This window comes from Bacillus cereus group sp. RP37 (assembly GCF_040459695.1).
In the GTDB taxonomy this organism is placed as follows: Bacteria; Bacillota; Bacilli; order Bacillales; family Bacillaceae_G; genus Bacillus_A.
On sequence record NZ_JARVHP010000001.1, the window covers coordinates 2,733,786 to 2,746,326 of the forward strand.

Below are 12,541 nucleotides of genomic sequence, written 5' to 3' on the forward strand. Positions count from 1 at the left end.
AGATTTGTTGGGGGTTTTTAAGTATTTTGTAAGTTTTCATAATAAATCGAAAGAGCTTGATTTCACATTAAATAACAAACATGAATAGGAATTTACATTTAATTCGCAGGGTACTTCTCATTTACAAGATCTTCAATGTTATTTGCTTCTTTAATTTCTTTTGATGATAACCAATTTGTATTTCTTGTTCCAGACTTATTTTTTAAATTGATGTCAAAGTTTTTCGTATTTAGTTCTTCTTTAAGGATTGTGGTTACTTTGATTAAATCCTCAATTAAAGGGGGATTATTTTCAAATATAGTATTGGTCGTATTAATAACTAAAGTCACTATATATTTTCGATATTTTTCATCATCCGAACTTGAATACGTAATACCTTCAATTGAAAATCGATCGTTTTGCATTTCATGTAATTTTTCTTCTACTTTGGTCTGCGTTCTAATCCAATTTTTCCAGTATTCGTTTATTGGGTCTTTCATTGTGGATTTCATTGTTTGTAACAGTTCTTCTTTTGTTGTTACTCTTTGTACATTTTTAAAAGGTCCACCTAAAGATTTACCAGTATGATCTTTAATTTCTAGTTCTGTTATCTTTTTATTATTCTTCTGAATCAGTTGAAATAGGGCATATAAACGATCTAATTCTACGGAATCCAATTGGCTAAAGTCAATCTCGTTACTCATTTGCAAAGTTAATAGCAACTCATCTGTTGGGCTTCCTTCTTCTGGATTTTGATTATCCAACATATATTGCAGAACATTTTCATTTTCATTTTCCACGTACCCTAATTTTTTCATTTCTTCTAGAGTTGGTTGGAATTTCTGATATGCCTCATATGTTTTTTTCCCATATTTGTATTCATCACCTACTATATATGAATAGAGGAGGCCTTGTACCTTTACTCGAAATTTGAAATTTTTGTTGTTTTTTTCTTGCACAGTATGGTAGGTATTACCACCATTATTTTCATTTATCGAGCTCAAATCTGTTACCACAATATCGATACCGTATTTTTCTTTTATATATTCTTGTACCTCAGATTCATTTTCTTGATTACAACCACTTAAAAATATGAAATATACTACTAGTAATATTACATTTTTTATGCTTTTCATATAAGCACTCCCTACGTAAGAATTAATTCTTGAATGTGCAGCACAATGCAAAGCTGTCTTTTCCTTCGTCATTTACGCTAACTTTTATACAGTTATACAGTTTAAACTTTAAATGATTAGAGCCTTGATGTTTTTCGCCCATATCAGCCCGAACATTACTGTTTTGAAATACAGAAAATTGATTTGTTTTAATCTCTTTTTAAATTCTACAAGTATATGATTTATTAGGTTCATCTTTACACTGTATTTTCATATCGTAAGAACAATTGTACAATAAAAATTGATTGTATTAATAAAATATCCCTTCCTTTAAATCGATACGGCGGAATTTATCAAAGAAAATGCTTCGTTCTACCAAATTTTCTTTACGATTAAATGCTTGATATTGCGATTGTAGGGGAAGATGAAAGGTTTTTAGGCATTCTTACCCACGCGAGAGTGATTGAACTACTACAAGAATCGTGGGGAGATAGGTACACACTAACCCTTGGGGCAATGGAACATGAAGGTGCTCTACAACGGTTAACAAAAGCAATCAACAAATATACAACAATTAAAATTTAGTAATTATTGAACCCTAATAAGTTTATACTTACTACAAAAACAAACAAACTCGTCCTACTAAAAGGGGAGTTTGTTTGTTTTTTGTTCAGATAAAGGAATGTTCATGCAAAATTGCACACTATGTTCCCTATTTTGTATAGAATACTTTATATCTAGTGTTTCAAGAATTTGTTTAACAATATATAGTCCTAAACCACTTCCTCCAGTATTTCGATTCCTAGATTTTTCAATTCGATAAAATGGTTTGAAAATTTGTTGTATATCTTCATCTTTAATATTGACACCTGTATTTATAATTTGCATTTTGATTTGACCTTGTTTAATATCCTCACTTAACTTTATATTGACTTTTTCATTATGTGGTGAATACATGACTGCATTATGAATAATATTTTTACATGCTTTTTCAAAAAGAACACGATCTGTATAAACAGAAAGGTCAGAGTCAATTTCTTTTATTATTTGGATGTTTTTTTGAGAAGCGAAAAATTCGAGATCTTTTGTAATTGTACCTATTAACTTTGAAAGATTAACTACTTCTATTTTTAGTTTAAAAGTGTGTTGTTCTAACTTTGACATACTTAAAATTTCACGAACTAATTGTTCCATGTTTTCAATAATTTGATGGTTTTTCTTTAAATATTGATCACGATTTTGATAAGGGCCAATATTGTATATCATTCCTTCTAAGTACCCTTTCATTACAGTAAGAGGGGACTTTAATTCATGTGCTACAATCGCAAAAAACTCTCTGCGTTTTGTTTCTATTTCTCTTTCTTTTTCAATATCATTTTTTAATTGTTCATTTGCTTTTTTTAAATCGAACATAGCTTGTTGTAAGTTAATAGACATGTCATTTAAACTATTAGATAATTCTCCTAACTCATCTGTAGAGCGAACCTCAAGTTTTTCGGAGAAATCTAAATTTGCCATCTTTTGTGCACCCTCATTAATATAAATAAGTGGCTTTGTAATAAACCTGGAATAGAAATAAGCACTCCCTATACCAATAACGAGCACAATGATACTAATATAAGGGAGAAAGCGCACTAATACCTGCGAAGCTTCATCAATCGGCTGAAATGTTGCGAACACTACAAGTGTTAAACTACCATCTTGGAATTGAATTGGTTCCGTAACGTTATATGAATTGCTAAGGGTACCTGCATTCTCAAATCGTGTTGCTTTAGCAACTACTGTAGTTTGCGTACCACTTTGAATAAAAGAAAATGAAGGAGAGTAAATAATTCTTCCTTCTTTATTTTGAAGCGAAAGCATCGCGTTATTTTTTTTTGCGTATTCATCAAAAAGTGGTATCGCATCTTGAAACGTAAGATCTTTAGACTTATCAATTATTTCTTTTATCCCTGTTTGAAGTTGATCTGTTTTGTATTGCTCATAAAACGTAGGGAGAAAAAAATATAAAGTTAAATAAATCAATACTGCAAAGGATAACAAAATGAGAGATGTAGTCATAAAGAGTTTATAAGTAATTTGCTTCATCTTCATGATTTTTAAAATTTTATTCATCCACTTTATAACCAATACCCTTTATTGTTTTAATGTAGGGAATAGCTAGTTTTTTACGTAGGTTTTTAATATGTGTATCAATTATTCGTGTTTCTCCAAAATAATCGTATCCCCAAACTTTTTCTACGATATTTTCTCTTGTAAGTACTTTTCTCTCATTTTGAAATAGTAGTTGTAGAATTTCGAACTCTTTGGTCGTTAACAAAATTTCAACATCATCTACATATACTCGATATGCATCAACATCAATGCGCACTTCTTTAAATACCAAATGATTATTTACATTTTTATCATAACTTCTTCTAAGTACAGCTTCGACTCGTCTAATTAAAACATGAAACGAAAAGGGTTTTGTTATATAATCATCAATCCCAAGATCGAACCCTTTCATCTGATCTTCCTCTTCCTCCAACGCAGTTAGCATAATAATTGGTACGTTTGACTGACCTCGAATCATTTTAGCAACTTCAAATCCATTAAGATTGGGCATCATTACATCTAGAAGAATTAAATCAAAGGATTGCTTATTAAATTGTGTCATACCCTCTAGTCCATCGGAAGCAACTACCACTGTATACTGTTGTGTCATTAAAAATTGTTTAATTAATTCCTGAATTTCTTGATCGTCCTCAACCACGAGGATATGATAGTTTTTCATAATATCACCTCTGGTAGTCATTATAGCCGTACAATCTGGAGTTTATGTGGAGATACAGTAGGAAACTTCATAGGAAGTTTACTGTATTAGATCCATTTCAAGATTGTGTATTTATTCTCCATAAAAAAACTTATCGTATAAAAAGCTGAACGATTACTATTTACGAAAAACTAATGTATAATAATGTAAATTACATGTGATTTCTTAAACTGTTTGAAAATCTACTTTCGCTACTTTAATAGGCGGGGAAAAGGTGATGAATTTCAATATAAAAGAAGTTAGCGAAATTCTAGGGGGTACATCACAAACTTTGGAGTTTTTTTGCTAATTTAGTAAAAGCTTCAGGTGTGAACTAAGAATTATTTAAATCATGCGAGAAAGGTTGTGAATTTATTTGAGAGGTTATAAAGCTATGCTGTTTGATTTAGATGATACGTTACTTAATAGGGATAAGGCAGTAGATAAATTGTTTTTATTTGTTTTAGAAAAGTGTTATGAGGATGTTAGTGATACAGTCAAAAACAATATGTTACAGAAATTCAAAGAATACGATAAAAGGGAATACGGCATGAGTGATAAAACGATAGTTTTAGAATCATTGTTTGATGTATTCCCGCCGAAGTATAGATTACCACGCAATTACCTCCAAGATTTTTGGAATAATAATTTTCCTAAATGTTTTTCAATAGACAAAAACACTATTCATTTCTTAAATCATATAAAGAAGCACTTTGAAGTTGGAATTATAACAAATGGCTCAACTCAAAGGCAAAAGGCCAAAATAATTAACACGAATTTAAACAATTACTTTGATACGATTATTATTTCTGAAGAAGTGGGACTTAGTAAACCTGATAAACGTATATTCGAACTAGCATTAAATAAGCTTAATGTGCAACCAGAAGATGTATTATTTATTGGAGATGACTTAGAAAAGGATATTGCTGGTCCTCAAAATGTAAATATAAAAGGTGTGTGGTTTAACCCTCAGAAAATCAAGAATACTACCAAAATACAACCATATGCCGAGATTAACACTTTGGATAGTTTGTTAAGTTATGTTACTCCACAATATTTTTATAACAAGTAAAAGTAATTCCATATATATATTCAAAAATATAAAAAAAGAGAAACTATCATTAATTTCATTGACCGTATTAGTTATAAAAAATAGAAGCCATTTTAATAACTGCGGCTATTTTATCTATAATTAATACGAAGTTTTGTAAAACAATCTTACTCATACTGTGTAAATTATAAAGGGGTGGGACTATGGAAATAAAGAAAGTAGTAATCGATGGAACCAATATTGCGGTCATTAGAAACGATAAGGTATTAATATCCGATGTTCAATCTGCATTAGATACTATGGCAACAGTTCAATATGAGGTAGATGCGAAACATATTATTATCCATAAATCTTTAATAAGTGAAGATTTCTTTGATCTAAAAACACGTCTTGCGGGCGATATCCTTCAAAAGTTTATAAACTACAAGGTAAAGATTGCTATCATTGGAGATTTCTCTATGTATACTAGTAAAAGCTTAAAGGATTTTATTTATGAATGTAATAAAGGTAAAGACATTTTTTACTTAGCAACCGAACAACAAGCAATTGAAAAACTAAGTACATTAAAGCAATAATAATACCCCAGTAAAATCTCCCTCTTTTTCACATCGCTTATTATTTACAACATAGAAGAACTGACGTTTGTGGTAAACTAAGAAATGAATAAAGGGGGAGTTCTCTTGAACAATTTTAATGATACGATCCGAAATTTAAACAATATAGTTTACAAACCTAACAATTTAATAATTACGAATTTAAAAGAAGAAAAGCAAAACGCAGAATATGCAGGATGTTTATTTCACTTAAATAACAAAAGCATTCGTTTTAGAAAATCAAAAATTACTCCTAATAAAATTGGTCAATTTGTTTCTTTTTGGGAGAAAGATGACAATATGCAAAATCAAGCGTTTTCTTATGACGCTGCTCCTGACTTATTAGTTATCACTTGTATAGATGATAATAAACTAGGACAATTTATTTTCCCTAAAGAGATTCTTCTTAAGGAAAAAATCTTGAGAACACAAAATCAAAAAGGCAAGATGGCTATGAGGATTTATCCTATATGGGATAACCCTGTTAGCAATCAAGCTAAAAAGAGCCAAATGTGGCAACTTCAATATTTTGTTGATTTCAGCGATTATAATAATTTACCTATAGACAAACTATTACATTTGTATTCGTAACTTCTTATCTTAAGTAATCTTGTGAGTTAGACTTTTTGTACCGGTACAGTTAAACGAAATGTACATTGTTTCCGTACCCCATCAAATTTACAATCAGCATATACTATTTTAACTTATACATTTTAAGGGGTGCTGACTATGACAAGTCTACAACATAAGCTTTTTACAAGATTGAATCTTGCGAAGCGTACTGAAATGAAGTTTGAAGAATTAAATACAATTCTCTTTGCATTTGCACACACTATACCATTTGAGAATTTGGATGTTATAGCACGTAATACGAATGCAATTACTATGGAAAATTTACAGGATAAAATTTCAACTAGATCCCGCGGCGGACTTTGTTATGAATTAAATACTCTTTTTTACTACTTTTTAAAAGATTGTGGTTATGATATACAACTCGCATTAGGTACCGTATATAAAAATGATATAAACGCATGGGCACTTGAGGATGGACATATAACGATTATTTTAAATTATACTAACGAACGATACTTAATTGATGTAGGTATTGCTTCATTAGTACCTCTAGTCCCTGTACCTTTTACTGGCAAGTCTGTTTCTTCTAAAAATGGTACGTATCGAGTGAGACGAAAAGATACGAGTAAAGGGAATTACGTTCTAGAAAGAAAAGATATTAACGGTGAGTGGAAAGTTTGCCATGCTTTTTATAATCGTATGATTGATGAGGCAGTAGTGAATGATGTTCAAAAAAGAGTAATAGAAGATGAGAAATCTATTTTCAATAAAGGACCCATTGCGGTCAAATTAACAGAATCTGGCCATGTCTCTTTAACGAATACAAGTTTAACTGAAATAATTCATGGGGAAAAAACGAAACGTGAAATTACAGAAGATCAATATAGAGAGCTTTTATATACTTTATTTGCAATTAAGTTATGATAAAACAAATAGCCGGTTCTTATTCAGAACCGGCTATTATATTAATTGTGATTTAAAATAACTATTAAAGTTTAATTTTCTTAATAGATATAATACACTAGAACGGTATGAAAAAGTATGTACAATGAATTTTGAATGTAAAGGAAGATTTTTATGTCAGTTATCGATAAATTGAAGCTTAACAAGTATACGAATATGGTTGTTATTAATGAACCAAGTGATTACGAAGTTTTTACAGATAAAGAAACTGTATTTTCAAAAGAACACGATGCCATTTTTATTTTTGTAGAAACACTTGATGAAATGATGAAACAAACGAATTATATTATTAGTAATGAAGAGTTACTGATTGAAAAAGGTTATATATTCTTCGCATATCCGAAAAAAGGTAACTCTCGCTACAGTACGTTTATTCACCGTGATGAGATGTTTCCAGCATTAAACGTTGGAGAAGATGGATATGTGGGAAAAAGCGATATTAAATTTGCGCGAATGGTAAGTATGGATGACGTTTTTACTGTTGTAGGTTTAAAGCGTGAGAAGAAAAAAGCGACGAAAACGCCTGCAATGAGCCAATGTGTAGCTGATTATGCAGATCGAATTCAAGATGTTGAAGCTTTATTAGCTAATCATCCAAATGAACTTAAGTTTTATCAAAGTTTAACACCTGGATACCAAAAAGATTGGGCACGTAATCTGTTTTCTGTAAAACAAGAAAAAACACGTGAAAAACGTCTTGAAAAAATGATTGAAATTCTTTCACAAGGCTATAAAACAATCGAATTATTTCGTAAAAAGAAAAAGTAAGACTAGGCAATTCACAATGATGCAACAATTAATTGCGTTTGGCACATTGAAAAAAGGATTCCTTTCAGTATACTAAAGTATGTTCTTATATTTAAATAATTAGCAAAAGAAAAAAGGTGTTTGAAATGAAATCGTATATTGTAGTTGGAGCTGGCATTTTAGGAGCGTCTACTGCCTATCATCTTGCTAAGGCTGGCGCGAACGTTACTATCGTTGATCGTCAACAAGTAGGTCAAGCAACGGATGCAGCAGCAGGTATTGTCTGTCCATGGCTTTCGCAACGTCGTAATAAAGCGTGGTATAGAATCGTTAAAGGCGGTGCACGTTACTATTCTTCCTTAATTCAGCAATTAGAAGAAGACGGTGAAACGGATACAGGTTACAACCGTGTAGGTGCAATTAGTTTACATACTGATGAGAAAAAACTAGATCAGATGGAAGAGCGAGCTTATAAACGTCGTGAAGATGCACCAGAGATTGGTGAAATTACGCGTTTATCAGCTGAAGAAACGAAAAAATTATTCCCAGCATTATCAGATGAATATAGTTCTGTTCATATTAGTGGTGCTGCACGAGTAAACGGAAGATTATTACGCAACGCATTAATAAGCGCTGCGAAAAAACATGGTGCAACTTTTATAAAAGGCGATGCAGTATTAGTCTGTGAAGGTAATCATATTACTGGAGTTAAAGTAAACGATGAAACAATTTTAGCAGAAAAGGTTATTGTAACTGCAGGTGCATGGGCGAACGAAATCTTGAACCCATTAGGAATTAATTTCTTAGTTACATTCCAAAAAGGACAAATTGTTCATCTGCAAATGGAAAATACAGCAACAGAAAATATGCCAGTTGTTATGCCGCCAAATGATCAATACATTTTAACGTTTGACAATGGCCATGTCGTAATTGGTGCAACACATGAGAATGATACTGGTTTTGATCACCGTGTAACGGCTGGTGGTTTAAATGAAGTTTTCCAAAAAGCATTAACAGTTGCACCTGGATTAGAAAATGCTACCATGCTTGAAACGAGAGTTGGATTCAGACCATTTACGCCAGGATTCTTACCTGTTATTGGCCCGCTTCCTAACTTTGAAGGCATTTTCGTTGCGAACGGATTAGGTGCTTCAGGTTTAACTGCAGGTCCATATTTAGGGTCAGAACTTGCTAAATTAGCGCTGGGACAATCAATTGAATTAGATTTAAATGATTATGATGTTGCTGGCGCAATTGAATAATATGGGGTACTGCTAACATTTAGAAAAAAACACGCTAAGCGAATTCGACAGGAAATAAGCGGTTTTTCCCTCCGTTAAGAGTAAGTCTGTATATGAAAAATAAAATTCTTTAAAAATAGAGGGCTGACACCATAAACCTGCATTATTAATGTAGAATTGTGATGTTTGCTCTTTATTTATATTTATTTAAAGCTTATTTTTGAGAGGAGGTTAAGCAATGAGAGCACCATATCAAGTATTAATATTTCCTTATATAAAAACTGACGATTCTATTCAATATGCCATTTTCAACCGAAGTGATTATGGTTATTGGCAAGGAATAGCTGGTGGTGGAGAAGACGGTGAGATTCCTATTGAATCAGCAAAACGGGAAGCGTTTGAAGAAGCTGGTATTACAAGAGAATGCCCATATATAAAATTAGATTCTGTGTCTTCACTACCAGTAGAGGATGTAGTTGGAGGATTCCTTTGGGGAGAAGATGTTTATGTAATAAAAGAATTTTCTTTCGGAGTTAAAGTCCCTACAAAAAACATCTCATTATCTAAAGAACACTTCATTTATAAGTGGTTATGCTTTGAGGAAGCAGTAACGCTTTTGAAATGGGATAGCAACAAAACAGCATTGTGGGAATTAAACAAAAGACTATTAAAACAATTAAAGTGTTAGCTAATAACGATATTAGTGGAACAAGAATTAAACAATTTAAAAAAGCCTTGCTACATATGGAGTGTAGCAAGGCTTTTATTTTTCGTAGCAATATTTATAGACATATGTAACACATCCCTTCTTGTTTTTCACATAAACATTTTTTCTTTTATACAATAAAAGAAATTTAACAAGAATATATATACAGTATTACAAATCAATATTTTCCTGTTAAACCACCTGTTTTAAATAGAAATACGACTGATAAAACGATAACAACAGCCTTCAAACTCCCCCAATATGGATAAACAGTATGATCTGTTAAACTAGCATATTGAAAAATATTCTCTAAACCGAAAATTCCTATAATGACTGCCAAAAGAAATGCAGCTTTTCCTATATTCGTATTACGATAGAGGGTAAATAAGTATATTGCACATATAAGCGGTACGATGATTTGTAGTAAGATTGCCATAGATTGTCCCCCTAATTTATGTTTTATACTTATTATTATACTATAAATGTAATAATAAGGGATATAAGTTAATTGATGCTAAGTAGAAAACTGACTTGTCTATAGTTTTGATACTAATTGAACTACTCTAATCATATTCTTCTATATAAAAAAGAATACAAAGGGGTGTAAAGTTAATTGACAAAAGTTAAGGTTAGTTTACGACCCATTGTTCATAGCATAAATTTACCCACTGTAATAAAAACAGTTATTCTTCCAGGCGAATCGACTGAAAGGCTATTTATCGCAACCCAATTAGGGGAGATTTTCTACATAGGAGACGGCGTCATAAAAACATTTTTAAATATTCGTCATTTGATAATTACATTAGGCACATCTGAAGAAGGTGTTTCTAGTAGCGGCTATGATGAGCGGGGATTGCTAGGACTTGCGTTTCATCCACAATTTTATCAAAACGGTTTATTTTATCTTCATTATTCAGTAGCTGGAACCCAAGGTCCAGGTGCGCTTTCTGAACAATTTAAACCGAATCCTTGTGACCCGAAAACTTTAAACTTAAAGTGGCTAAATAGAGATACTCAATATGATCATATTGATACAATTGAAGAATGGATTTTACAATCAAACGCTCAACCTCAAAAACGTAGAACATTACTTCATATAAAACGCCCATTTTTTAATCATAATGGAGTAAATACATTAAACTTTTCTCCAGAGACGGGGAAACTTGTTTTTACAAATGGTGATGGTGGCTCGGGTTATGATCCATTTAATTTAAGCCAAGATGATTTAGAAATAGCAGGTAAAATCATTGAAATCGATGTAAGCAAAAATATATTTATAAATAATCCTCCAGTAGTTACGCGCTTTAATGAACTTCCTCTATCTATACAAGAAACACTTACAGTAATTGTGAAAGGTGTTCGTAATATAACCGGCATTTCATTCCAAAGATTTTATAATCAATATATCAAATACGCCGGTAATGTCGGGCAAGATATTGTAGAGTCTATTTTTTCATTTGTCCAATATAAACCGATACCGGTTACTGAACTTGTTCAAATGCATGTAATGAGATTAACTCCCAATCAAGATGGATTTATTAATTTTGGTTGGAGAGGATGGGAAGGAGAATTACCTACTTCTTTTATAGGGCACTGTTCTGAGAATCCTAATTTGGATGAGAGAACAATGGCTTATTATAATGAAACAATAGAAACATCAGTGAAGCGAATTCAGCCACTAATTAGTTATTTTCATAAAGACCCCAGACCAGATAAGTTTGGAGGAACTTCACTAACAGGAGTTCAGCCATATATGGGAACTGCAATCCCAAATTTAAATGGTAGCGTTGTGTTTACCGATCTTGCTAAGAAAGAAGATTCACGGTCGCCAGTTAAAGGTGTTTTAGCATATGTTAGAGCAGGTACAGACGGTAAACATACTGACTTTCATGTTATTGAAACCAATTATGATTTCGGTACGCAAGCAGCTTATTATATGAGTTTAGGAACAAATTCGGATCAAACCAGGTTATATTTAGGAGTTTATGGTTCTATGAAAGTAACTGACTTTAACAAAGGTACTATTTTTGAAATTGTTCCTTAATATGATATAAATTCTCTGATTCATTCTTTTTACAATTGTCTAATGTATAGTGATTGATTTCTAGAAGAGGATACAAATAAACAATAAGTGTATGAATAAAATAGAAAAGTGATGAATTAGGTATCTTTAGGGGGATTTTGATGAATCGGTTTGTACGTTATTGGTGTCAACTTATGATAGAGAATGATGCGAACTTTGTTCATAAAAGAAAATTGTCCCTAACAAATAAGTTAGTCATTACAGCTTTAATGAGTGCTTTGGCCACTATGTTTCAAGCGGCGGGAAACTTAATTCCTGGTATAGGATTATTCATTAGTCCTTTTGCGACGTTACCAATTTTTTTGGCTATTTGCTACTCTATTCGTGAGGGAGTACTTTCTTATATTCTTACTATTCTCCTATTATTTATTATTGAGCCAAGTGAACTAATTGTATTTCCCTTTACTACAGGCTTATTAGGTATAGCCTTAGGACTTTCCTTTATACAATTCAAGAGGAGAATTTGGGTAATTTCCTTTTCTGCGATTTGTCTACTTATAGGAATTATGATTGTTCTAGATATTTTCCGTTTTCCAGTACTTGGTCCTACTATTCATACAACTATGGATATAAAAATTATTTTATCAATATTTATACTAAGCTTTCTATACTGCTGGATCTATGCAGGGCTTTGTAGAATATTGTTGAATAGAGTATATAAAGTATGGTTCTAACAACTGCATAGAATGGAGATTTAAA

The 12,541-nt window shown here is 31.7% G+C and carries 13 protein-coding genes; 9 read left to right on the forward strand and 4 right to left on the reverse strand.

The features are described from left to right. Positions 1-98: 98 nt before the first annotated feature. The 3 genes from QCI44_RS14595 to QCI44_RS14605 all read right to left on the reverse strand — a co-directional run bounded on the left by QCI44_RS14595 (position 99) and on the right by QCI44_RS14605 (position 3,867). The gene (locus QCI44_RS14595) at positions 99-1,115 is read right to left on the reverse strand and encodes a hypothetical protein (protein WP_016134646.1); all 1,017 of its coding nucleotides are present in this window, start codon (positions 1,113-1,115) and stop codon (positions 99-101) included. A 621-nt stretch (positions 1,116-1,736) separates the two neighbouring features. After that, positions 1,737-3,209, reverse strand: coding sequence for a sensor histidine kinase (locus QCI44_RS14600; RefSeq protein WP_016134645.1), 1,473 nt, complete (start codon positions 3,207-3,209; stop codon positions 1,737-1,739). Next, positions 3,202-3,867 carry a response regulator transcription factor gene (locus QCI44_RS14605; protein ID WP_016087632.1) on the reverse strand — a complete coding sequence of 222 codons (666 nt, stop codon included), beginning with the start codon at positions 3,865-3,867 and terminating at the stop codon, positions 3,202-3,204. Before QCI44_RS14605 ends, QCI44_RS14600 begins: the two co-directional genes overlap by 8 nt. Positions 3,868-4,279: 412 nt before the next feature. Here QCI44_RS14605 and QCI44_RS14610 point away from each other — a divergent pair, with 412 nt between their 5' ends. The 7 genes from QCI44_RS14610 to QCI44_RS14640 all read left to right on the forward strand — a co-directional run bounded on the left by QCI44_RS14610 (position 4,280) and on the right by QCI44_RS14640 (position 9,741). Further along, a complete protein-coding gene (locus QCI44_RS14610; RefSeq protein WP_016087633.1) occupies positions 4,280-4,957 on the forward strand; it encodes an HAD family hydrolase in 678 nt (225 codons plus the stop codon). 182 nt (positions 4,958-5,139) lie between these two features. Continuing rightward, positions 5,140-5,511: a DUF4180 domain-containing protein gene (locus QCI44_RS14615; protein ID WP_016087634.1), complete on the forward strand. Its 372-nt coding sequence runs from the start codon at positions 5,140-5,142 to the stop codon at positions 5,509-5,511. Between the two features lie 105 nt (positions 5,512-5,616). Further along, entirely contained in the window at positions 5,617-6,120 is a 504-nt protein-coding gene (locus QCI44_RS14620) for a MepB family protein (RefSeq protein ID WP_016087635.1), read from the forward strand. 138 nt (positions 6,121-6,258) lie between these two features. Beyond that, entirely contained in the window at positions 6,259-7,026 is a 768-nt protein-coding gene (locus QCI44_RS14625) for an arylamine N-acetyltransferase family protein (RefSeq protein WP_353811237.1), read from the forward strand. Positions 7,027-7,179: 153 nt separating this feature from the next. Then, on the forward strand, positions 7,180-7,833 hold the full coding sequence (locus QCI44_RS14630; RefSeq protein WP_016134643.1) for a YdeI/OmpD-associated family protein: 654 nt from the start codon (positions 7,180-7,182) through the stop codon (positions 7,831-7,833). A gap of 125 nt (positions 7,834-7,958) precedes the next feature. Beyond that, the gene (locus tag QCI44_RS14635) at positions 7,959-9,074 is read left to right on the forward strand and encodes an NAD(P)/FAD-dependent oxidoreductase (RefSeq protein WP_353811238.1); all 1,116 of its coding nucleotides are present in this window, start codon (positions 7,959-7,961) and stop codon (positions 9,072-9,074) included. Between the two features lie 217 nt (positions 9,075-9,291). Further along, on the forward strand, positions 9,292-9,741 hold the full coding sequence (locus QCI44_RS14640; RefSeq protein WP_341517680.1) for an NUDIX hydrolase: 450 nt from the start codon (positions 9,292-9,294) through the stop codon (positions 9,739-9,741). A 196-nt stretch (positions 9,742-9,937) separates the two neighbouring features. On the opposite strand, the gene QCI44_RS14645 is transcribed toward QCI44_RS14640, so the two are convergent. Continuing rightward, positions 9,938-10,195, reverse strand: coding sequence for a hypothetical protein (locus QCI44_RS14645; protein WP_000996284.1), 258 nt, complete (start codon positions 10,193-10,195; stop codon positions 9,938-9,940). A gap of 177 nt (positions 10,196-10,372) precedes the next feature. Between QCI44_RS14645 and QCI44_RS14650 the strand changes: the two genes are divergently transcribed. After that, a complete protein-coding gene (locus tag QCI44_RS14650) occupies positions 10,373-11,803 on the forward strand; it encodes a PQQ-dependent sugar dehydrogenase (RefSeq protein ID WP_353811239.1) in 1,431 nt (476 codons plus the stop codon). A 140-nt stretch (positions 11,804-11,943) separates the two neighbouring features. Further along, the gene (locus tag QCI44_RS14655; RefSeq protein ID WP_016134638.1) at positions 11,944-12,516 is read left to right on the forward strand and encodes a YybS family protein; all 573 of its coding nucleotides are present in this window, start codon (positions 11,944-11,946) and stop codon (positions 12,514-12,516) included. Positions 12,517-12,541: the final 25 nt, after the last annotated feature.

Excerpts from the sequence above, each read along its gene's own strand:
- QCI44_RS14595 (WP_016134646.1), bottom strand. The coding sequence starts at position 1,115 with ATGAAAAGCATAAAAAATGTAATATTACTAGTAGTATATTTCATATTT.
- QCI44_RS14600 (WP_016134645.1), bottom strand. The coding sequence starts at position 3,209 with ATGAATAAAATTTTAAAAATCATGAAGATGAAGCAAATTACTTATAAA.
- QCI44_RS14605 (WP_016087632.1), bottom strand. The coding sequence starts at position 3,867 with ATGAAAAACTATCATATCCTCGTGGTTGAGGACGATCAAGAAATTCAG.
- QCI44_RS14610 (WP_016087633.1), top strand. The coding sequence starts at position 4,280 with ATGCTGTTTGATTTAGATGATACGTTACTTAATAGGGATAAGGCAGTA.
- QCI44_RS14615 (WP_016087634.1), top strand. The coding sequence starts at position 5,140 with ATGGAAATAAAGAAAGTAGTAATCGATGGAACCAATATTGCGGTCATT.
- QCI44_RS14625 (WP_353811237.1), top strand. The coding sequence starts at position 6,259 with ATGACAAGTCTACAACATAAGCTTTTTACAAGATTGAATCTTGCGAAG.
- QCI44_RS14630 (WP_016134643.1), top strand. The coding sequence starts at position 7,180 with ATGTCAGTTATCGATAAATTGAAGCTTAACAAGTATACGAATATGGTT.
- QCI44_RS14635 (WP_353811238.1), top strand. The coding sequence starts at position 7,959 with ATGAAATCGTATATTGTAGTTGGAGCTGGCATTTTAGGAGCGTCTACT.
- QCI44_RS14640 (WP_341517680.1), top strand. The coding sequence starts at position 9,292 with ATGAGAGCACCATATCAAGTATTAATATTTCCTTATATAAAAACTGAC.
- QCI44_RS14645 (WP_000996284.1), bottom strand. The coding sequence starts at position 10,195 with ATGGCAATCTTACTACAAATCATCGTACCGCTTATATGTGCAATATAC.
- QCI44_RS14655 (WP_016134638.1), top strand. The coding sequence starts at position 11,944 with ATGAATCGGTTTGTACGTTATTGGTGTCAACTTATGATAGAGAATGAT.